Origin of the sequence: Enhygromyxa salina (genome assembly GCF_000737335.2) — a bacterium.
GTDB classification, from domain to species: Bacteria; Myxococcota_A; Polyangia; order Nannocystales; family Nannocystaceae; genus Plesiocystis; species Plesiocystis salina_C.
Window position 1 is genome coordinate 17,461 of the sequence record NZ_JMCC02000076.1, and the last position, 20,588, is coordinate 38,048.

Annotated in this window: 19 protein-coding genes and 1 riboswitch; of the genes, 9 read left to right on the forward strand and 10 right to left on the reverse strand. The window is 66.9% G+C overall.

The features are described 5' to 3' along the window. Positions 1-240: 240 nt before the first annotated feature. A complete protein-coding gene (locus DB30_RS26610) occupies positions 241-1,137 on the forward strand; it encodes a sensor histidine kinase (RefSeq protein WP_165703962.1) in 897 nt (298 codons plus the stop codon). 118 nt (positions 1,138-1,255) lie between these two features. Beyond that, positions 1,256-1,699, forward strand: coding sequence for a hypothetical protein (locus tag DB30_RS26615; RefSeq protein WP_052554012.1), 444 nt, complete (start codon positions 1,256-1,258; stop codon positions 1,697-1,699). A 753-nt stretch (positions 1,700-2,452) separates the two neighbouring features. On the opposite strand, the gene DB30_RS26620 is transcribed toward DB30_RS26615, so the two are convergent. Genes DB30_RS26620 through DB30_RS26630 form a run of 3 tightly spaced genes read right to left on the reverse strand, consistent with a single transcriptional unit; the run spans position 2,453 to position 5,200 of the window. Further along, positions 2,453-3,220, reverse strand: coding sequence for an ABC transporter ATP-binding protein (locus tag DB30_RS26620; protein ID WP_165703963.1), 768 nt, complete (start codon positions 3,218-3,220; stop codon positions 2,453-2,455). After that, complete coding sequence (locus DB30_RS26625) at positions 3,217-4,263, reverse strand: FecCD family ABC transporter permease (protein WP_052554017.1); 1,047 nt, start codon at positions 4,261-4,263, stop codon at positions 3,217-3,219. Before DB30_RS26625 ends, DB30_RS26620 begins: the two co-directional genes overlap by 4 nt. Next, on the reverse strand, positions 4,253-5,200 hold the full coding sequence (locus DB30_RS26630) for an ABC transporter substrate-binding protein (RefSeq protein ID WP_052554020.1): 948 nt from the start codon (positions 5,198-5,200) through the stop codon (positions 4,253-4,255). Before DB30_RS26630 ends, DB30_RS26625 begins: the two co-directional genes overlap by 11 nt. A gap of 63 nt (positions 5,201-5,263) precedes the next feature. Then, a riboswitch (cobalamin riboswitch) is annotated at positions 5,264-5,488 on the reverse strand. Positions 5,489-5,697: 209 nt separating this feature from the next. On the opposite strand from DB30_RS26630, the gene DB30_RS26635 reads away from it, so the two are divergent. After that, complete coding sequence (locus DB30_RS26635; RefSeq protein ID WP_052554022.1) at positions 5,698-8,964, forward strand: DNA-directed RNA polymerase subunit alpha C-terminal domain-containing protein; 3,267 nt, start codon at positions 5,698-5,700, stop codon at positions 8,962-8,964. A 31-nt stretch (positions 8,965-8,995) separates the two neighbouring features. Further along, positions 8,996-9,223 (forward strand): hypothetical protein, encoded by a 228-nt coding sequence (locus DB30_RS26640; RefSeq protein WP_146660744.1) that lies wholly within the window; start codon positions 8,996-8,998, stop codon positions 9,221-9,223. A gap of 156 nt (positions 9,224-9,379) precedes the next feature. On the opposite strand, the gene DB30_RS26645 is transcribed toward DB30_RS26640, so the two are convergent. Then, complete coding sequence (locus tag DB30_RS26645; RefSeq protein WP_052554024.1) at positions 9,380-10,222, reverse strand: hypothetical protein; 843 nt, start codon at positions 10,220-10,222, stop codon at positions 9,380-9,382. A gap of 313 nt (positions 10,223-10,535) precedes the next feature. Here DB30_RS26645 and DB30_RS26650 point away from each other — a divergent pair, with 313 nt between their 5' ends. Beyond that, positions 10,536-10,736, forward strand: coding sequence for a hypothetical protein (locus DB30_RS26650; protein ID WP_052554027.1), 201 nt, complete (start codon positions 10,536-10,538; stop codon positions 10,734-10,736). 186 nt (positions 10,737-10,922) lie between these two features. On the opposite strand, the gene DB30_RS26655 is transcribed toward DB30_RS26650, so the two are convergent. From DB30_RS26655 to DB30_RS26675, 5 genes are all read right to left on the reverse strand, one after another. After that, positions 10,923-12,032 (reverse strand): hypothetical protein, encoded by a 1,110-nt coding sequence (locus DB30_RS26655; protein ID WP_052554029.1) that lies wholly within the window; start codon positions 12,030-12,032, stop codon positions 10,923-10,925. A 254-nt stretch (positions 12,033-12,286) separates the two neighbouring features. Then, a complete protein-coding gene (locus DB30_RS26660; protein WP_052554031.1) occupies positions 12,287-13,396 on the reverse strand; it encodes a hypothetical protein in 1,110 nt (369 codons plus the stop codon). Positions 13,397-14,022: 626 nt separating this feature from the next. Then, the gene (locus tag DB30_RS26665) at positions 14,023-14,706 is read right to left on the reverse strand and encodes a hypothetical protein (protein ID WP_146660746.1); all 684 of its coding nucleotides are present in this window, start codon (positions 14,704-14,706) and stop codon (positions 14,023-14,025) included. A gap of 162 nt (positions 14,707-14,868) precedes the next feature. Continuing rightward, positions 14,869-15,072, reverse strand: a complete 204-nt coding sequence (locus tag DB30_RS26670) for a hypothetical protein (RefSeq protein ID WP_052554035.1) — start codon at positions 15,070-15,072, stop codon at positions 14,869-14,871. A gap of 46 nt (positions 15,073-15,118) precedes the next feature. Continuing rightward, on the reverse strand, positions 15,119-15,268 hold the full coding sequence (locus DB30_RS26675) for a hypothetical protein (RefSeq protein WP_153258414.1): 150 nt from the start codon (positions 15,266-15,268) through the stop codon (positions 15,119-15,121). A 141-nt stretch (positions 15,269-15,409) separates the two neighbouring features. On the opposite strand from DB30_RS26675, the gene DB30_RS42855 reads away from it, so the two are divergent. The 4 genes from DB30_RS42855 to DB30_RS41680 all read left to right on the forward strand — a co-directional run bounded on the left by DB30_RS42855 (position 15,410) and on the right by DB30_RS41680 (position 17,566). Then, positions 15,410-15,544, forward strand: coding sequence for a hypothetical protein (locus tag DB30_RS42855; RefSeq protein ID WP_276204385.1), 135 nt, complete (start codon positions 15,410-15,412; stop codon positions 15,542-15,544). Positions 15,545-15,621: 77 nt separating this feature from the next. Then, positions 15,622-15,987 carry a hypothetical protein gene (locus DB30_RS26680; RefSeq protein WP_146660748.1) on the forward strand — a complete coding sequence of 122 codons (366 nt, stop codon included), beginning with the start codon at positions 15,622-15,624 and terminating at the stop codon, positions 15,985-15,987. Between the two features lie 82 nt (positions 15,988-16,069). Beyond that, positions 16,070-16,576, forward strand: a complete 507-nt coding sequence (locus DB30_RS26685) for a SpoIIAA family protein (protein ID WP_052554040.1) — start codon at positions 16,070-16,072, stop codon at positions 16,574-16,576. 138 nt (positions 16,577-16,714) lie between these two features. Further along, positions 16,715-17,566, forward strand: a complete 852-nt coding sequence (locus tag DB30_RS41680) for a LamG domain-containing protein (protein WP_205633070.1) — start codon at positions 16,715-16,717, stop codon at positions 17,564-17,566. A gap of 5 nt (positions 17,567-17,571) precedes the next feature. Here DB30_RS41680 and DB30_RS26700 read toward each other — a convergent pair whose 3' ends face one another. Beyond that, entirely contained in the window at positions 17,572-20,265 is a 2,694-nt protein-coding gene (locus DB30_RS26700; RefSeq protein WP_052554044.1) for a lytic transglycosylase domain-containing protein, read from the reverse strand. Positions 20,266-20,588: the final 323 nt, after the last annotated feature.

Here is a 20,588-nt window from a genome sequence, read left to right on the forward strand (position 1 = left end):
GAATTGGCCTAATTGCCAGCGGGCGCGGTATTGAGCGCGCCATGTTTGCGCCGGGTCGGCTCAGCGACTACGCCAAGCTCGAATCTGCTAGTTTTGCGGGTAGATATGAACGTTCGGTCGCAGCACCAAACCCTGCCCAACGTGAACCGGCTCGGTCCCGAGCCTGCCGCCCCACTAGACGCCCCCGGTGCGATTGTGGATCCATCTGATCAGCAGCAAACCAGCGAGATCCTAGCGGTCATGCGGGACCTCGCCCAGGGGCGGCTCAACGCCCGCGTCCGCCGGGGGTGCAGCTGTTCCACACCCGATGCGCTGCACGAAGATCTCAACAATATCGGCGTGGCCCTCAACACCCTCGGCGAAGAGCTGCAAGCAACGGTCGTCAGCCGCGACGAGTACGAGCGCGCCCTGCGAGAGCTGGCCCAGGCCCAGGCCCAGCTCGTTCACGCAGCCAAGCTCGCGGCGATCGGCCAGCTCGCGGCTGGGGTCGCGCACGAGCTCAATCAGCCGCTTCAGATCATCGCCCTCACAATCGACGAAATGCGCGACGCCGTGCTCGCGCAAGACCAGCAAGACATCCTGGAATTCATAGATCTGATTGAGACGCAAGTTACCCGCGGCGGGGCCGTCGTGGGTCGTCTGCTCACCTTCAGCCGCAAAGATGACTCCAGCGGCTCGGCGCTCATCAACATCAACGACGTCGTGAGCAAGGCAATGGGGGTGCTCCGCGCCCAGTGTGCCTCGAGCGGGATCGGAATTGAGGTTCAGCTCGATCCAAACATTAGCCCGATCCCGTGCAAGACCGGCGAGCTGCTGCAGGTCGTGGCAAATCTAGTGATCAACGCGCGCGATGCCCTCGAGCGGACCCCGGATCCGCTCATTCGCGTTCAGACCTTCGTGGAAGACGAGGCGATCGGGATCGAGGTCGCCGACAACGGCCCGGGGATCCCCGCCGCCGATCTCGAGCGGATCTTCGAGCCCTTCTATACCACCAAGAGCATTGGCGTTGGAACCGGGCTCGGGCTGTCCATTGTTCATGGTATCGTGGATCGCCACGGCGGCGTGATCGAGGTGCTCTCCGAGCTTGGGCTGGGCGCCCGCATCCGCGTCAAGCTGCCGGGCGCGCGCCGCAGCTGATCAGACGCCGCGCGGGTTTGTGCATGGGCTAGCAACCCTTCCCACAGTTTCAGATTTCAAGTAGTGTAGCTTTCAGCCACGGTGTTGACCCGGTGTTCGAAGCACCCTGAGGCCTGCAATGACCACGAAAAGCCATGCCTTCGCCATCTCCTGGGTTTGCCTCGTTGGCTGCGTTGATGACACTGACATCTGCGTAGGTGCCTGGTATGATATGGTCATCCTAAATTTGCCGCCCGATCTCGACCAACTCGAGATTCATCTGGAGTTCGCATCGCAGACCATCAAGGCTACCTGTGGCGATCCAACTGACGAAACCATGCATACCTGTGGTGCGTCCGCGGGAGAATGGGTCTTGTCAGCTGGCCTTCAGAGCGAGGAACAGCGGGCATGGCTGTACCTCGACGATTACGAAAGGAGCACCTCCACCGTTCCACGCGAGATTACCGTCACACTCACGAGTCCAAGCAACCCCGATTTTGGCGCTCAGCGCACCTTCGTCCCAGAGATCGAGCGAACGCACGACTGCGAGTCGGCTCTCGACGTCTGGGAATTGGACCAGTGATGTGGGTGGTCGGTCGTGAACTCGAGCCGGCTCGCGGTGGTATCCCCTGGCGTGAGTCACGCCAGCTGTTCGAGTCCAGAGCGATGCCGATCAGGTCACAACTCAGCTCAGCTCGGCTCCCAGATCAGCCCACGTCTTCCTGTTCGCAGCAGCACTTGACCGCGCTTGCGAACTGCCACTCAATTGGGTCGTTGCAGTCTTGCTCGACCTCGACCCCGGGCGACTCCGCGTCTTCGCACCAGTCGAAAAACGCGAAGACCTGGTACGTGTAACCTCCGCAGCCGTTGGTTGCGCAAGTGCTTCCTTGCGCCTCGCACGCTTCCGCACAGGTCGAAATATCGGCTTTGTCGGAACACTCGGCATAAGTAGGCGTACATGCGCCCTCTTTACATTCCCCGACTCCCGGGAATTCGGGGCCCGCGGGTTGGCACATCCCATCGCAGTCAGACGTAGTGGGGCGTGAGCTACAGGCGACCGCGAGTAGCAAGAGCAGCGGGGCCAAGCGGGTCTTGTTCAGCATCAGTATCCTCCTCGGAACCCGACGGGGTACGCCCCCGCAGGTGTTGTGACCGGGGGCTCGCAGATGAAGTCTCGTTGACTTGGCACGCACCGCCACAGCAGACTTTGACGCTGTGGGTCATCAGGCTTGTACCACAGGATATCAGAGCACCCGTCGTCATCGAAATCGGCGACATACGGCGACCCGTCAAGCGTCATGATCTGCCGGTGGCGGGCCGACACGTTTCAAGGCGTTCAGGGCGCCACGCTGTGAAAGCGCAATTGCCCATCGACGATCGTCGTACCAACCTCGAATACCTCAGAGATCAACCGAGGCGTGAGTACATCCTCGGCCGCCCCCAACACATACCCGCCCACATCATCACCCCGCAGCAACAGCGCTCGATCACCATATCGCCGGGCCAGCTCGAGTTCATGCAATGACATGATCACCCCATGCCCAGACGCCGCGAGCGCCCGCGCCAATTCCAGCAACCCAAGCGCGTGCCCAACATCCAGCGCCGTGGTCGGCTCGTCCAGCAACAACATGGGCGCCTGCGTGGCGAGCAGTCGCGCCAGCAACACGCGCTGCAGCTCACCGCCGCTGAGGGTACGAACATCCCGGGTGCTCAGCTCGCTCGCCCCCACCCGCGCGAGCGCGGCCGCGACCGCCAGATCATCGGCGCGACCGGGCCCGGCAAACGCCGACAGATGCGGCGCGCGACCCAGCATCACCAGCTCGTTCGCCGGCATCCCCCACGGCAGCTCGGTCCGCTGAGGCAACCACGCGCAGGCCCGCGCCCGGGCCCGCAGCGAGTGGCGTGCGAGCGGGATCCCATCGAGCCACACGCTGCCCTCGTCGGGCGGGATCAGCCCCAACAGCGCCCGCAGCAGCGTCGTCTTGCCGCTGCCGTTTGGGCCCACGATCACGCTCACGGTCCCCGGCGAGAGCTCGAACGAGCAGCCGCGGATCAGCCAGCGCCCGGCCACGCGCAGGCCCAGGTTCTCGGCGCGCAGCGTCACGACGCCCCCCCGCCGTGGCGCCGCAGCAGCCACAGAAAGAACAGCCCGCCGATCAAGCTGGTCAACGCCCCCGGGGCCAAGAACATGGGCGTGAGCGCCCGACCCAGCGTGTCGACCCCCAGCATCAAGGCCGCGCCAATCACCATGCTCGCCGGCAACAAGCGGGCGTGGGCGTGTCCGGCCACGCCCAACAGCGCGCGCGCGACGTGAGGGACGACCAGACCCACGAATCCAATCACCCCGACCGCGGCGGTGCTGGTTCCAACCAACAGCCCAACCACCAGCGCCGCGAGCAAGCGCAGCCGGCCGCGATCGACCCCAAGCGTGGCCGCCGTCTCTTCGCCCAATACCAGCAAGTCCAGGGGCCGATGCAGCGCCCACGCGGCGATCATGCCAATGAGTATTGGCCCGCTCGCCCAGCCCAATTGCGTGAACCCGCGGCCGTCGAAGCTGCCCATCATCCACGCCATCGCCTTTTGCGCGAGGGCGTAGCGATCCAAAAACAGCGCGAGGATCACCGTTGAAGCCGCGCCGGCCAGCGCGTTGAGGGCGACGCCGGTCAACAGCAAATAGGCCAAGTCCTGGCGCCGCGAGGTCAACCCAAACAGCAGCCCCAACATCGTCAGCGCGCCGAGCCCCGCGAGCGTGGGCGTGACCCACAAGCCCTGCTCGTCCACGCCCAGGGCAAAACCCAAGACCACGGCCGCCGCGGCCCCGGTCGAGATCCCCAGCACGCCGGGGCTGGCCAGGGGATTGCGAAACAGCCCCTGGGTGACCGCGCCCGCGCAGCCAAGGCCAGCCCCAACCAACAGCGAGAGCAGGATCCGAGGCAGCCGCAGCTCCCACAAGATCGCCTCGGCCGTTGGCTCGAGCTGGCCGCCGCGCAGCTTGGTAGCGAACAGCTCGAGCACGTCACCCAACGCAAACTTGCCCGGCCCGATCGTGAGCGCCAACGCAGCGGCCAGCGTCAGCGCGAGCGCGCCCAAGCTCCACACCAGCGGGTGTCGCCAGCTTCGCGCGGGGCCGGTCGCGCTATTTGGCATGCGCCCCCAGCAGCGGGGCCTGCAACCGGGCCGCGAGCTCGAGCATGTCCTCGCCGGTCGTCGCCAGATACGGCGCGGGGATCGTGATGATCTGTCCCTGCGCGACCGCGTTGAGCTTGCCCAGACCCGGCTGCGCCGCGAGCTTGGACCGGGCTTCGGCGCAGGGCAGCTCGCCGCAGCCAACCACGATCCAGGCCGGATCCCAGGCGACCAGCTGCTCGGCGTCGAGGCGCTGGTGCCCCTCTAGACCCTCGCGCGCGGCCAAATTCACAAAGCCCGCCGTCGTCGCCGCGTCGTCGAAGCTGGTCTGGGCGCCCGGCACATAGCCGTAGTCCCACGCGATGATCGTGGGCCGCTGATCCACGGGCGGCCGCGCGGCCTCGAGCTTGGCCCGGCGCGCGACGAAGCGATCACGCATTCGCCCAGCGGCCTCGGTCGCGCCGCTGGCCTCCCCGATCTGCGCGAGGTTGGCCAAGTAGTCGTCAAATCCGGTGAAGTCCTCGAGCACCAACACCCGGACCTTGTCCTCGATCGCCGCGCGGTACTCCGGCGCGCTGAAGCTGGCGACGATCACCAGATCCGGCGCCAGCGCGAGCAGCTCTTCGGGGTTTTGCCCGACCCGAGGCGTGCTCGCCGGCCAGCGCCCCGCGACCGTCGAGTAGCGCGCGTCGTCGGCCATGGGGCTGAGCCCAACCACCCGCGCCTGCACCTCTTCACCGAGCTGCCACAGCACCTCGTCGGCGAACACCGTGCGCGAGGCGATGCGCTTGGCGGGGCCCTTGGCGGCGGTCGACTCGCGCGCCGCGTCACCGCGACACGCAGCCAGGGTGAGCGAGATACACAGCGCCAGCAACAAGCGGCCGAGGGAGCTGAGCGAGCTGAGCGAGCCGAGGGAGCTGAGCGCGATGAACGGGGACGAGCTTGCGGGCGGGATCACTTGGGTTCCTGCGTCTCCCCACGAGACTGCGGATACACCCGGACCTTCGGTGTGTGGGATGAATCGAGGCCCGGACCGCCGGCAGGTCTTCGGACTCGCGGGCGCTTCGCCGCCACCTTCGTGGCCGGTCGGCTTCCTTGGACCCGCGGCTTCCCAGGTATCCCCAGTGCCTTCGTGCGGACCTCGTTCCCGCTCACCGCTGCGGGGGCAGCTCTGGATTCGCACCAGATTCCCTCTTGTGACGCCCCTCGTTGTGACTTGGGGCGAACCGGCGGCTCGACAGACGTAGCCGGGCTGTCGTGGCCGGTCAAGCGCGTCGTCGCGGTCCTAGCGCGGACTGGCAGACTCCAACGCAGAGGGCGCGGCCGGTCGTCTCGGCGGCCGCGATCTGGATCGAATCCGCGCGCGACAACGACGATTCGGTCGCGAGCTTGGCAACAAACGCCGAGATTCGCGACCCATGATCAGATAGTCTCCCAGCGTCCCCGCCGCCGCCGATGATCGAACCACTTCCGTCCTCCGCGATCCCCCAGGCCGACCGCATCGAGCGAGCGCTCGAGTACGCAGTGCTGCTCCACTATCGTCAGTTTGCCCTGCGTGATCTGGTCTATAGAGGGCGCGACGCAATGTACTATCGCGCCGCGGCCCAGCTGCTTGGGCTGACCGACGCCTCCGGCCAGCCAACGGCGACGGTCGTCGAGTTCGCCCACGGCGGCGTCGATCCACTCGAGCTGCTGCGGGCCTGCTTCGAGCGCAGCGCGGTCGGCCTGGCCTGGGCGCGGTTTGGCAAGGGCGGGCTGTGGAGCCTCGATCCCGACTCGGCCGAGGCGTTCCTGGCCACCGCCACCGAGCTGGCCCCGGCAACCACCGAGCGGCGGGCGAAGACCCTGCGCACCTGGTGGCACGAGCTCGCGCCCGAGCACAGCGGGCCGTCGGTCGAGCAGCTGCGCGGCGAGCTGCTGGCCCGGCCGCTCTCCAGCTTTCACCTCTCGGCGCGCACCACCAACGTGTTTCGCCGGGCGGGCTTCGAATACGTGCATCAGGCCGTCGCGCTGACCAGCGCGGGCCTGCTCGAGCTGCGCTCGTTCGGCCAGATCTGCCTGCGCGAGGTCAACGGGCTGCTGGAACAGGCGCCCCCGGGTGAGACCCTCGACGAGCTCGCGGCCGCGCTGGCAGCCGCGCAGGTCAGCTGGCCCGAGGGCTTTGACAGCTCCAACGCCGCGGCGCCCGTCCCTGCCCCCGTCAACCCCGAGCTCATCGACCTCACCCAGCTCAGCTGGGACCAGCTCGCCAGCACCCTGCCCGCGCACATCCTGGCGCTGAGCATCGAGCAGGTCGACTTCCCCACCCGCACCTTCACCTTCTGCGACAACGAAGGCATCGAGACGGTCGGCCAGCTGGTCGCCCGATCCAAGGCCGAGGTTCGCGAGGCCCGGGGTGTCGGCCGCACGACCCTGGCCAGGTCGCTCGAGCAGCTGCTGCAGACCTGGCAGCGCTACCCCACGCCCGCGCACCTGCAGACCGGCACCTCGGCCGATCCCGCCCACACCTTCGACCCCAGCGCGTTCGCGACGGTGCTCGAGCTGTGGGAGGCTCGGCTCTCGCACCTGCCCGACCGCGACGCCCAGGTGGTCCTGCGTCGCAGCGGCGCGGTCGGCGAGGCCGAGACCCTCGAGGCGATCAGCGAGACCCTGGGCGTCTCCCGCGAGCGCATCCGCCAGCTCGAGGGGCGCGGCCTCACCCGCCTGCGGGCCGACCAGAGCTGGATGAGCCGGATCCGCGCAACGCTGACCGCGGCCCGCGGCGAGGCCAGCTACCTGTGGCTGAGCGACCTCGAGGACGACAGCTTCCTGCAGCCGCTCGTCGACCGGCCGGCGTTCCTTCGCTACCTGGCCAACCGCGTGATCCCCGATGACTGGCACGCCTACACGTGGGATCGAGACGACCTCCTGATCACCCACAAGCGCGAGCGCGAGCCCGAGGTCGCCTACGAGCAGCTGGCTGCGGCGCTGCGCCGGACCGAGTGGCCTGCCCCCTACTCGTCGTTCCTCGAGCTGGTTGGCGCGCAGCTGCTCGCCGACGAGGCCGATCTTCGCCCGCTGTTCATCCAGCGCGCGCAAGCCAGCTTGGTCGTCGACAACGACGATCACCCGTCGGAGGTACTGCGATTTGGCCACACCCGTGACGCCCGGGTGCTCGCGTACCTGACCACCCGCGAGGGCCCGGTCAGCGTGCGCGAGCTACACCAGCTGTTTGGTCGCGGCCAGCTGCCAGACGCGTGCGTGATCGTCACCCGCGGCCACGTCGCCTTGCCGCGCCACTTCCCCGACTTCGAACTATGGGAGCGGCGCTTGGTCCCGCTGGCCAAGCGCTTCATGGAGCAGGCGGGCCCCGGGCGACAGTGGATGGCCCACGACCTGCTCGACCTCGCGGGTGAAGAAGGCAGGCTGCCAGAGTGGATCACCTCGTGGCTGCTCAGCAGCATGCTCCGGCGCTCGGGGCAGGTCGAAGATCTTGGCCGCCAACGCTTCGCGCTGCGCGGCAGCGTCCCGCAGACGCGTGTGCACCTGGTCCCGGCGGCGGTGCAGATCCTCGAGCAGGCCGGCGCCCCGATCCCCGAGGACCAGCTGCGCGCGCGGCTCGGTGAGCAGGTCGAGGTGCTCGATGACACCTTCAACACCCTGCGGACCTCGATCCCCATGTTCCCGCTTGGCGATGGTCGCCTGGGCCTGATCGACCGCGACATCCCCGGCGGCCTCGATGCCGTCCAGGTCGCCGGCGAGCTGATCGAGGTGCTGCTGCGTCAGCGCGGCCGCGGCTTGTCCTTTCATCAGGCGCTTGGCGAGCTGCGCGAGCTCAGCCCCGAACACGCGCAGTGGACCACCGGCATGGTCGCGGTCGTCGCCCGTGCCCGACCCACGATCATCGCCAACCGCTCCGGTATTGGCCTGGACTCGTGGGATGGCGTTCGGGTCCCCACCCAGGCCGAGCTGCTGCTCGAGCTGCTCAACGCGGGCGAGGGCGTGGCCCGGGTCGACGCGTTCATGGCAACGATCCACGAGCTGCATGGCCGCGTGCCGCCGCGCGCATCGATCGCTGGCACCGCCAACTTCGTCGGCGCCCGGCTCCGCGGTGAGTTCGTGGTCCTGGCCGACCTCGCCGACGACTTCATCCCGCCCGTCGAAGCTCCCCCGCCCAGCGCGACGCCGCCCGGGCCCCGCGACGCGCAGCCCCAGCCCAACCCGGAGCACGCGACCGGGCCCACCACCGGGCCCACCACCGGGCCCACCGCGGCCCCCCCAGCTCCGAGCCTCAGCCCCGCCCCCGCTGCCCTCGCGCTTGGCCACCCCAGCGCGACGGCGCTGCCGCCCCAGTTCCCCAGCGCCCGCGACCTTCGGCTGCCCCGGGCCGCCCGCGAGCTCTACACCAAGCTCACCCAGGAGCTCCCCGGCGACTGGGCCAGCCTGCTCGGGCGCTGCCAGGTTCACGCCGCTCAGTTCGCCGCGCTCACCCAGCGCAACGAGTTCCTGCCGGTCAACGAGGCCCGCAAGCTCGCCGCCGGCCTGCCGCAGCTGGTCGAGCGCGCCCAAGCCTCTGGTGATCCGGTCGCGCTGCGCCTGGCCTGGGTCGCCGCACGCTACTTCGAGATCGCCGACGACGGCGAACTCGACTTCACGATCGGCGGCCTCGATGACGACGTCGCCGTGTTCAACGCGATCGTTGGCCACCTGGGTCTCGCCGAGCTCGCGTTCGACCTGACCTGACCTGAACCTGTGCGAAGCTCCAGCCTGCCGCATGCCTGATCGCGCCGTACCGACGCACCCGCCTGTACCTCGAGAGCTCGACGCCCTCGCGGCGCTCTCGCTCGGCATGACGATCGACGAGCTCCAGCTGATCTACCGGGTCCAGTTCCCCGTCCTCTACCAATACGAGGCGGAGACCTTCTACCGCTGCGACCGCGAGGCCGACATGGCCCAGGCCATGACCTACTTCCAAGCCGCGCTCGCGCTCCCCGGCGCCTGAGCCCGCCGCGACGCCGCCACGCTGCGGCGCGGCTTCGCTGGGCATCCCACCACGCGGAAGCCCGAAGGCGACGTGGGTGTCGGCTTTGCGGCCGCGCGGGCTCTGGCCAGCGTCAGGTCTGCTCGGACCGAGCCCCTCACCCTCACCACCAGCAGCTCAATCCAGATCAACGGGAGCAAGGTTCACCGTCGTCGGGCTCCCGGCGTAGCTGTCGTAGTCGAGCGTCGCGTGGAGCGAGAACTCGCTGTTGTCCACGCGCAGCTCGTCGATCTCGACCTCTCCGCCGGGCCCGAGCTGGCCGAAGATCGCCGCGTCGTTGGTCACGAAGAATGTCTCGGTCATCGGCGGGCCCTCGCCGATCTCCAAGGTTCCCGTCACGACCAGCTCGATCCGCTGCTCGCCAAAGTAGAACTCGCCGGTCGCCGTGTTCCACACGCCAAGGGCCGGCCGCCGGAGCTGCACGCTGACCTCGCTGATCGACACGTCGTCGAGCAGCTCGTCCGAGTAGAGCGTCCATGCGCTCGAGTCATTGGATATCGTGAGGTTGGCCAGATACAGCGGGCAGTCGAGCTCGCTGCACTCCGGCGCCGAGTATTCGACCTCGCCGTGCTCGAGCGGCGCCGCGTCCGAGCTGGGCGTGGAGTCTGGGTTGTGGAGGGTGATCGTGAGTGAGGACCGGCCGGCGACGGTGGTCGTGGACAGATGATCGGCGCCGCCCATGCCCGGGCCCCACGGCGTGGCGGTGTCGTCGTAGTAGAGGCCGACGGCGATCGGTGTGGTGAACTCGTCGGCGCAGGTCTCGAAGTCGCCGCACGCCAGCTCGACCGGCTGGCCGCTGCTTGGCCAGGTTGGCGAGCTGCTTGACGGGATGACCTTGGTCTTCCACGGGCGCATGGCGAGGTTGGCTGCGGGAAGATAGCAGTAGAGGCGGGCAGGGTCCTTGATGCGCATGAGCGGATCCGGGACGACGATATTGTTGTAATTCTTGAGCTGCCACAACGAATCCGAGGATTGCAGGCAGTTGCCTAATCCGTCGCCCGTGTTATTCAAGCAATGCTGAACGCACATGCCGCGAATCGCGCTAATGTCATCCTCGTCGTTTGTCCAACTGTCGAGATCGATGCCGCCGGTCTCGCCGGTCTCGCTCCAGTGTTCGGGACCAAGGCAAAGGCCGAAGCTGTATCGTTTGCCGTGCAGTGCATTCTCGTAGTACAGCCCGGCAGGCCCCCCGTCGCACCAAATGCGGAGGCCGTCGGGATCCTTCGTTGTACACCCCGCTGCTGAGGCTGTGAGAGCCGCAATTAGGAATGTGATGGTGGTGGTGGTGGTGATGGGTGAGTTCTTCATGGTGTTCCCCGATCGCGTCAGAGCGACGCGGCTCCGCGTCGCGCATGCTCAAGGCCAGGGTCATGAAGATTGCCGATCTGGCGCCACCAGCGGTACATTAATGGACGCCCAGGCGCGGGTCATGATGGCCGAGAACGTGATGGCACAAATGACATGGTTGAAGTGATGCAAATATCCTTGGTGCGATTCCGCCCCACGTCAACCTGCAAACATCGACGGGCTCCACGATACTCAATCGCACGACTTGCGGCGATGTCGGCGACTCGCAGGGATCGGTGCTGCGACCCAGCATTAATTCATATGAAGACTCTCTCGCTGAGCGTGGAGCAGGCCGTGCGGATCCGATGGCACCTCACGGCATCGGCTGATCCGCATCGTCGAGCACGCGCTCGAACACCACGCGCGAGAACACGAAATCACCCGCTTCGTCCATCATACTGTCCAGATGCCCGACGTAGCGCCCCCCCAGCAGCCAGGGCCGCTGGTGCCGGCCCGGGTCTTCGCCGTCTGTGGCGCCACCGACGATGTACGGCGGCCCATACACGGCATCCAGCTCGCCTTCACAAGGCACCAAGAAGATGCTCTGGGTGATCGGGTCCGTCCCGCTCGGGACCGTCACGCTCACGGAGTAGAGGGTCCGCTCGTCTGGGAACTCGAGCGCGAACAGCCAGCCGGCGCTGTTCTCAGCGAAGTTGATGATGTCATCATCTTCGCAGCGCGGCTCGCTGCGCTCGAGGACGAGCGGCAAGCCGCTCCAGGTGAAGGTCGGGAGCCCCTCGAGTGCGCAGGCCGGGTCGTCGAACGCGGACTCGGGCAAGTTCTCGGCGATCGCGGCCGACTCGGCCAGCGAGATCCCAAACACCCGCCGCGTCACCCGCTCGACACCCTTCGCCGAGGTCGCGCCGTCGAGCGCCAGGATGAACTCGGCCATCTTGGCCGGGCCGTAGGTCGACTCCAGCGCGACCCACCACGTGAGCGCGAGCGCGTAGTTCACCTTCGTGGGGTCGTTGACATCGAGCGCCGCCCGCAGCTCTGCCGCGCTGAGGAACTCGGGCTGGGTAGCGAATCCGGGGCCGGCACGCTGGATCACCCCCGAGTTCCAGCGCGACGCAAAGGCTTCGTTGATGAAGGCCGGATACCCCACAATCGGGCGGCCATGCCCACCGCGCGACGCATGGGCGAGTTCGTGGGTCTCGATCGGCTTGTTCGAGAACACGAGTGGCCGATTCAGTAAGCGGCTCTCGCAGTTGGAAATCCAGGGCGAGGAGCACGCCTGAACCGCGAGCTCTTCGTGCCAGAAGTACTCGACCCCCGGCCCGAGGTCGTCGGGCCCCCAGCCGTAGTGGCCGCCAATCAGCTCCAATACGCGGTCCACCATGGGAACGGTCCCCCCGCACAAGCGCGCCTCGGTGTCGTCCCAATGGTAGATCACGTGCTCGCCAACCTCGGTCGACAGCTCCATGCACTGACTGCAAACCAGCACAATCCCGATCGCAGAGATGGACCCGACGCGCGTCATACCTCAACAGCAAACTACGAGCATCTCAAAGCCCGGACAACCGGCGTCACGCTCGCTCGTGCGTCATTGATGGGCTGCGCAGTATATTCAGGCTTGCACGCCAGACCGCGATCGATCGGCGAACTGTCCGCACACGCGCCAACGCAAAGTTGCGTTCACGAGCGGTGCGGAGCAGGCCGCGCGGATCCGACGGCACCTCACGGCATCGGCTGATCCGCATCGTCGAGCACGCGCTCGAAGACCACGCGCGAGAACACGAAATCACCCGCTTCGTCCCTCATACTGCGCAGATGCCCCACATAGCGCCCCCGAAGGTGCCAGGGCCACGGCTGCCAGTTCGGGTCCCCCCCGTCTGTGGCGTCAGCGGCGATGTACGGCGGCCCGTACACGGCGTCCAGCTCGCCTTCGCAGGGCACCACGAAGATGCTCTGGGTGATCGGGTCCGTCCCGCTCGGGACCGTCACGCTCACCGAGTAGGGCTTCGGCTCGTCTGGGAACTCGAGCGCGAACAGCCAGCCGACAGTGTCATTACTGAAGTTGATGATGTCATCATCTTCACAGCGCGGCTCGCTGCGCTCGAGCACGAGCGGCAAGCCGGTCCACGTGAAGGTCGGGAGCCCCTCGAGTGCGCAGGCGGGGTCGTCGAACGCAGACTCGGGCAAGCTCTCGGCGATCGCGGCAGACTCGGCCAGCGAGATCCCAAACACCCGCCGCGTCGCCCGCTCGACGCCCTTCGCCGAGGTCACGCCGTCGAGCGCCAGGATGAACTCGGCCATCTTGCTCGGGCCGTAGGTCGACTCCAGCGCGACCCACCACGTGAGCGCGAGCGCGTAGTTCACCTTCGTGGGGTCGTTGACATCGAGCGCCGCCCGCAGCTCTGCCGCGCTGAGGAACTCGGGCTGGGTAGCGTATCCGACGACGCCGCCCTGGATTACCGCCGACTCCCAGCGCGAGGCAAAGGCTTCGTTGATGAAGGCCGGATACCCCACAAACGGGCGGCCGTGCCCGCCGCGCGACGCATGGGCGAGTTCGTGGGTCTGGATCGGGGTGTTCGAGAACACGAGTGGCCGATTCAGGAAGTGGCTCTCGCAGTCGGCAACCCAGGGCAAGGAGCACGCCTGAACCGCCAGCTCTTCGTGCCAGAAGTACTCGATCCCCGGCCCGAGGTCGTCGGGCCCCCAGCCGTAGTGGCCGCCAACCAACTCCAATACGCGGTCCACCATGGGAACGGTCCCCCCGCACAAGCGCGCCTCGGTCTCGTCCCAATGGTAGATCACATGCTCGCCAACCTCGGTCGACAGCTCCATGCACTGACTGCAAACCAGCACAATCCCGATCGCAGAGATGGACCCGACGCGCGACATACCTCAACAGCAACCTACGAGCATCTCAAAGCCCGGACAACCCGCGTCTCCTTCGTTCGCGCGTCATTGGTGGGCTGCGCAGCATATTCAGGCTTGCACGCCGACCGCGATCGTTCGGCGAACTGTCCGCACACGCGCCAGCGCAAAGTTGCGTTCACGAGCGGGCGGGCGTCAGCGCGGACAAGCCGGCACCTCATGGCATCGGCTGATCCGCATCGTCGAGCACGCGCTCGAACACCACGCGCGAGAACACGAAATCGCCCGCTTCGTCCATCATACTGTCCAGATGCCGACGTAGCGTCCCCCCAGCAGCCAGGGCCCCTGGTGCCGTCCCGGGTCTTCGCCGTCTGTGGCGCCAGCCTGTGGCACCGCTTCTGGCAGCTGTAGAGTGCGACGCCGGCGATCTTGGCGCGTGCTAGCCTAGCGTCGCGCGCAATCATTCTCGCCACCATCCTTTCCAACTTCTCAGCACACCTGTGCGCTGCTCGCCTCGCAGGCATCCACCAGGACATCGGCGACAACGAGCATCCGGCCTCGGTCGGCTTCGTGCAGATTTACTAGAAATCAACTCAAAGCTTTTCGTCATCGGAGAACTCGATGGTAAATTCGAATTCCACCACACCTTGCCCCTGCTCGGGCGGTTCAAATTCCATGTCGTAGGCCGACTGTCGGACGCACTCGGTGAGATCGCCCTCGATTGATGTCTTCTCGGGGTTCACATCGATCCGGTCAATCACCCCACCGAGTTCTTCATCACCAATCACGGCGACGCTCAAGGTCAAGGCACCGCCCGCGCCCTTCGCCGCGATATCTTCATAACAACTCTCGGCCGCCGGGATCAATTGATCCTGGATGATCCCCCGGGCGTACTCATCTGGCAGCGAGGACCAAGATGTTGGAGGCAGCGGAGCTGCGGGGGGCTGGGCTGGAGGTTCGACGGCCTCATGTTTCGCGGTCGGGCGACCGTAGCGATGCTGGAGCGCTCGACGTAGCTGGTCTCGCTCCTCCTTCGTTCTTGGTCGCCGGGTGACCGTGTCGGGCTCGGGCTCGACCTCGTCCATGCGTTTCGTGGCGGGTGAAGCCGGCGACGATGGAGACGCGGTTGACTGGGGAATTTCACGGTCGGGGCCCGCTACGGGGCGCTCGGCGCTCGCTCCCCCAGCGCCGCCCAACTGAGCGAAACCCAGGAGACAGATCGCCAGGACAATTGCACCGACACCTGCGAGCACGATGGGTAGTTTAGTCTCGCTCATGTGGGCACCAGTCGGCTGCAAACGCTACAATACGACATGGCCGGAGACTCGTCGCGCCGTGAAGCACCGCCGCGACGCCACCGATGATACAAAATTCGACCTTCGCGTCGCTGAGCCGCTCGAGCAGCGCGAGGTCTTGCAGAGGCCGCGTGCGCCTAGGCATCAGCGACCCACGCCAGCCATGAGGCGCAGTGCGTCCTCGAGCTGTTGCATGTGCTGCGCAGGGGCAAGCGTTCGCCCGAGCAGCAACAGGTCGACGCCGTGGGCCCCTGCGGCGCGCCAAGCGTTGCCTCGGGCCCGCGCGGACGCTTGGGCGAGTTGATCGAAGTCGAGCGTCGCCGGGCGCGAGCGCCTCCATCGCGCCAAGCGTAACAGGTTGCGGGGCCCCTGAGAAGTTCGCAAAGGGTGCAGGCTACCGCTGATCCGGGACGAACCAGCGGACGATCTGTGTGAGCGCCAACGAGTCCGAACGAGCTTCGGGATAATCCTCCTCGGTGAGCGCCGGTCGCAACTCCTCACGCTGTACCGCGACGTATGCGTCGAGCGTGGCATCGTAAGGCATGCTCGCTCTGTCGGCTCGGCGCAGCGATTGACTTGGCATTTGTCGAGGGTCCTCAGCTGCGACGGGCCCAATTTCACTGTATCGTTCGTGTTGGCGGTTGTTCTCGAAGTACTCACCTGGTGTCCAAGCGAACATCTCCTGGTGAATATCGGCATCGAACTGCAAGGACAGGTCCTCGCGCAGGACGATCAGCCGCTCTCGGGCAAACGTCTGAACACTGAAGCCGTCGGCATCTGGCTCGTCGTCGGTGATCTCGGCGATATCAGAGATGCGTAGGACGCGACGACAACAAATTCGTCGCGCGTATCCCCATCGACATCATCTCGAATCAGACCCACGAGAGCGATATCACCTTGCCAGGACTCCCGGGGTTCCGACGCCTGCGCAGCTTGACCGGGGGGCTCGTGACCAGCAGCGAGCGGCTGATCGCCAGCGAGGGCGCGCCCGAGCCAACCCGACCCGAGCCCGAGCCGCCCCCGATCGCCGAGGCAGCCGCGGGGCTGCGGGCCGAGCTCGCCAGCTTGGCCCAAGTCTATCCCGAGTGCGTTGGCTTGTTTCGGCGCCTGTCCGAGGCGGAGCTGCGGCGTGCTGGTCGTGACCGGCTGCGGCGAGGCCTCGGCGTTGATCGGGTGAGCGTCCACTACGGGCTGCGCCGCCTCGCCCGGCCGGGCTGCGCGGAGCACATCCCCCCGAGCGTGGAGCGCACCGCGATCACCTAGACGGTCGGGGCACCGAGTGACCAGAACAAGCGGGTACATGACCACTTCGATGGACCCGCTAAAGCTCCGTACTCATCGCCTGGTGGCCAACTGCCGCGTCAAGGCCGAAGCGAGCGATCTATCTACCAAGTTTTTGCCCGGCCTCGCTTCAGGCATCGAGCCGTCCCCCTACCCTGGGCTCATGCCCTACATGTTCGACAGCAAGCGCGCGCCGTTGATCTACATGCACCTGCACGGTGCGGTGACAGACAGCGACCTGCAGCGAATGCTCGCCGACATGGACAAGCTCACCGCGCAGGCTCAATCGTACGCGGTCGTGCTCGATTGCCGGGAGCTTCAGGTTCCCGAGCTCGCGCAGCTGCAGCGGCTCGCCGGGTGGTTCGCCGACAACTTCGACGTCTCGGCCCGCTATCACCGTGGCGTGGTCGTCGTGGTCGACTCAACGCTGATCCGCTCCTCGCTTCGAACGCTGATGCAGCTGCAGCGCCTGCCCATGCCGATCCACATCCTCGAGGACGTGGAGCAGGGCTACGCGTGGGCGGCCAGCAAGCTCGGCGCGGGTGACTCCCACCGATCTCTGAGCGCCTAGTCGGCGAGCATCGTGCGCGTACTCGGGCCCGACCACACTCGACAACTTGGCTGCTGCTGAACCATGCTCAAACCGCGATCGCTCATCGGCCCTACGCTCCCCCTGCTCACCCTGCTCGGCTGGGTCGGAGCCTGCCAGATGCTCAATCCTGCCTTCGACGAGCGCCTCGCTGGCGAGGAGTCCAGCGATGACCAGGACTCGACGGCCACAGATGGCAACGAGTCACAGCAGACCACCGTCTCCAGCAGCGGCGACGGCGACGACGATGGCGACACCGGCGACGGCGACACCGGCGATGGCGACGGCGACGGCGACGACGAGACCGGCGACGGCGACACCGGCGACGGCGACGGCGACGGCGACGGCAGCGACGCGTGTGCCAATGACCAGTCGCTGATCGCCTGCTATCAGTTCGAAACGGCCGATCAAGTCGTCGACGGCTCGACCCACGCCAACCATGGCTTCGCCGCCAAGCTGGGCCTGGGCGTTGGCGTCTCGGGCATGGCGTTGGAGTGTGCGACCAGCGAGGCCGTGCAGGTCCCCGACAGCGCCAGCCTCGACGTAAAATCCGCCGTGACCATGGCGATGTGGGTTCATCCACAGACAGTTCCGCAGTTTGGCCGCGACGTGTGGTTCGACAACTCTGGCCAGTACGGCATGATGTTCGACGCCAACGTGGGATTTGTGTGCCGCATCCTCACCAACCACGGTACATCTCAGATCGGCGTTGACGCGGGAGTGGTCCCCCCGGGGGAGTGGAGCCACATCGCCTGCACCTACGACGGCGCCATGACCCGGCTCTACGCCAACGGTCTCTCGTTGGCGACCCTCAGCACCACGGGGGTGATGCTGACGGGCAGCGCCGAGCCGGTCGCGATTGGCAGCAACAGCCCGCTATTCAACGAACGCTGCACCGGCAAGATCGACTCTCTGCTGATCTACGACCGCGCCCTGTCAGACGCAGAGATCGGCGCGCTCGCGGACCTGTGAACACGCTAATAGTCGATGTTCAGCTCGAACGCCGGGTCTACGACATTCGTCCAGCTCGGCAGCTCGCCGTTGTACAGCAGCCCGTAGGCCGCGCGAACCTCCATCACCCGCCGCGCATAGCGGGACGACTCGGCAAACGGGATCTCCTCGAGGAATTCGTCGAGCTCGACGCCGTTTGGCGCTTGGCTCTTGGCCGCCAGCCACCGCGCGACATTGTTGGGCCCGCCGTTGTAGCTTGCATACGCAAACGCGGCCTGACCGTGGAACTTCTTCAGCAGCTCACTAATGTAGTAAGTTGCCAGCCGGCTATTATGCTCAATCGAGAACAAGATGTCGGGATCAAAGCGATCGCCAGCCTCGAGCTCACCTAGATCTTCAACGAGCTGCCGCCCGGTCCACGGCATGATCTGCAGGGCCCCGCGCGCGCCCACGTACGACACCACGTGGCGGCGAAACCGGGACTCGGTGTACATCAGCGCCCACAGGTGGTGCGGATCAATCTCGCGCTCCCACGCGTTTTGCTCGATTGGTTCCCGGTACGCCCGCAGGTGCCAGCGCGCGCAATAGGGGTGCTCGTAGCTGGCCAGCTTGCCGAACCGGTAGGGCTCTTGGATCGCCCAGGTCAGCCGCGTGAAGTCGTCGGCCAGTCGCGCGCGGTACTCTGGGTCGCGCATGGCCTTGCGCGCGGTCTTGCCGGGGCTGGCGACGGGGTGGCGCCACTCGGGCGCCCACGCGAGCCCAGCGACCAGCGCCTCGGTCCGCGTTCCTGGCATGTCGGATCCCGAATACACGCTGTGGGCATTGATGAATTCGTCGGCGGCGACCCGCGCCTCGCGGCTGGCCTCTTCGATCCAGCCCGCCGCGAACAGCTGCTCGGCGCGGATCAGCGAGCTAAACGACTCGCCGTGCTCGGCCGCCATCGCCGTGAGCAGGGCTTGGGTGTCGGCGTGGCCGATCCAATGTTGGCCGGCGTCCTGCTCCCAGTCGAGCGGGCTGACCTGCGGCGGCGGGCCCGGATCCTCGCCCGCGTCAATGAGCCGCTGCCGGGCCATCAAGCCGTAGTAGAGCGGGTGGCCGCCGATCACCCCATTCGCGCTGAGCCGGTCGTAGCCAACCGCGACCAACCCCCGCAGGCGCGCGATCCCCTGGGCGCGAAGGTCTGGGTCTTCGCTGCGAAGCTCGAGCTTGCCCAAGAAGTACGTGATGGTTCGCTCTTGCCCGCCCGTTCGCCCGGTGTCGAGCATCTGCGTGAACGCCTGAATCGCGGTCGCGTCGTCGCCCAGGCGCATGGGCAGCCACGCGTGCAACCACCGGCGCTCGCTGCCGCGGCCCTTGAAGCGGGTCTCGTATTCCGTGAGCAGCTCGTTGGCCTTGGCATACTTGCCGGCGTTGACGGCGAGATCGATCGCGTTCCACAGCGCCGTGGAACCAAATGCACCCTTGTTGCCGTCGTACACGCCAACCCACAGCGCGATCAGTTCGTCGTATCGGCCCGCGCGCTCGAGGCAGCGGGCGAGGTCATTGCGGGTGTCCATGGCGGGGACATCCGCGTAGAGCTCATTGAGCACGTCGGCGCAGAGGCTGTATTCGCGGGCTTTGTAGTAGGTCCAGCCCAGCGAGTGACCCGCCTCGCGGTGGCGGTGCTTGGGCTGGTCCGGGTCGTTCCAGACCGCCTCGAGCAGCTCCCGGGATCGCTCGATTCGCCGCAGCACCCGCGCGGCCTGGCCGGCGGCGAGCAGCTCTTCGGTGTTCAGCGGGGACGCGCTGATCTTGTCGTTGTTGGCGGCGAGGCGCTCGAGCTCGGTCCACGCGCGGGCGGCCTCGGGCTCGCCCGCCCGATCGATCGCCACCCGCCGCAGGGCCGCGGCCGACTCCTTGGTCAGACCCGCCCGCTGCTTGGCCAGCGCCCGCTGCAGCATCCACTCGCCGACGTCGGCATGGTTGGGAAAGCTGGTGATCAGCCGCTCGAGCGCCTTGTCGGCCTGCTTGGCCGCGAGCTTGGTCGCGCGCGGGGTGTCGCCTTGGATCGCGATCATCGCCTCGCCCTGGGCGACCCGCATCAACCCCTGAATGCGATCGGGCTTGAGCGCCTTGAGCTTGCCCAGCTCACTGACGGCCTTGCGCAGCTGGATATCGGCGGCCACCGGATCGAGCCCCCCCTGGGTCGCCCACGCGGTCCGGGCCCGGGCCAGCTCATGGCCAACGATGTCGCGCGGCAGCATGTCGGCAAATTTCTTGCTGGCCGCCAGCGGCTCGAGCGAGAGCACCGCCAGCTCCCACTGTTGGGTCTGCATGTACGCACGGCCGGCGATCGCCCCGGCGATGAACCACTCGCGGGACTCGGGCTCGAGCGCGGCCTCACCCGGAAGCGTGTCGAGCTTGTTGACGGCAGCGAGCTGATCCAGCGCGGCCTGGGCTTGCCCACGCGCGAGCAGCTGCGCGGCCCCATCGACCCCCGGCAGCAGCGGTTGCTCGGGCGCCGTCCAAGGCGGTGGGCGCTCGGGCTCCGACGGTGCCGTGGTCTGCTCGACGCTCGCAACCTCGAGCTCGGCATCAGCATCGGCATCGGCGTGGGCGTGGGCGTGGACCGGGACCACGTGCTTGGAGGTCACGCAGCCCTCGGCGCTCCCGAACACCAACCCAACGGTCAGCGCCGCCGTTGCAGCGGTGAGCGTGCCGTAGGTCCGACGAGTGTTCATGCGCGAGTCCAAGTGTGGGCCAATCGTAGCAACTCACTATGGCGTGGCCATTTAGCGGCCAAACTGTCACGTTGCCCGGCGAACGCAGGCGTGCGCGCGTTTGCACATGACTGGCACGCGATGCGCGGCCCCCAAGCGACGCGCCACGGTCTGGGTCCATTCGCGGGGCTCGAGCCGGGCCTGTTTTCAGCTCGGCGAGGGCTTCTCGCGCGCTGGCGGACGCCTCCGTGGACTGGTTCACCGTGGGCAGCGGACTCTCAGCCAAGATGCGCATAAGACGCCCCTGCCTGTCGAGGAGCGAAGCGACCAGACGCGCCAGCCGC

Bases quoted from the DNA above. Each gene is read 5' to 3' on its own strand.
- DB30_RS26610 (WP_165703962.1), top strand. From the start codon at position 241: ATGCGGGACCTCGCCCAGGGGCGGCTCAACGCCCGCGTCCGCCGGGGG.
- DB30_RS26615 (WP_052554012.1), top strand. From the start codon at position 1,256: ATGACCACGAAAAGCCATGCCTTCGCCATCTCCTGGGTTTGCCTCGTT.
- DB30_RS26625 (WP_052554017.1), bottom strand. From the start codon at position 4,263: ATGCCAAATAGCGCGACCGGCCCCGCGCGAAGCTGGCGACACCCGCTG.
- DB30_RS26635 (WP_052554022.1), top strand. From the start codon at position 5,698: ATGATCGAACCACTTCCGTCCTCCGCGATCCCCCAGGCCGACCGCATC.
- DB30_RS26640 (WP_146660744.1), top strand. From the start codon at position 8,996: ATGCCTGATCGCGCCGTACCGACGCACCCGCCTGTACCTCGAGAGCTC.
- DB30_RS26650 (WP_052554027.1), top strand. From the start codon at position 10,536: ATGGTGGTGGTGGTGGTGATGGGTGAGTTCTTCATGGTGTTCCCCGAT.
- DB30_RS26655 (WP_052554029.1), bottom strand. From the start codon at position 12,032: ATGGAGCTGTCGACCGAGGTTGGCGAGCACGTGATCTACCATTGGGAC.
- DB30_RS26660 (WP_052554031.1), bottom strand. From the start codon at position 13,396: ATGGAGCTGTCGACCGAGGTTGGCGAGCATGTGATCTACCATTGGGAC.
- DB30_RS26665 (WP_146660746.1), bottom strand. From the start codon at position 14,706: ATGAGCGAGACTAAACTACCCATCGTGCTCGCAGGTGTCGGTGCAATT.
- DB30_RS26675 (WP_153258414.1), bottom strand. From the start codon at position 15,268: ATGCCTTACGATGCCACGCTCGACGCATACGTCGCGGTACAGCGTGAG.
- DB30_RS41680 (WP_205633070.1), top strand. From the start codon at position 16,715: ATGCTCAATCCTGCCTTCGACGAGCGCCTCGCTGGCGAGGAGTCCAGC.
- DB30_RS26700 (WP_052554044.1), bottom strand. From the start codon at position 20,265: ATGAACACTCGTCGGACCTACGGCACGCTCACCGCTGCAACGGCGGCG.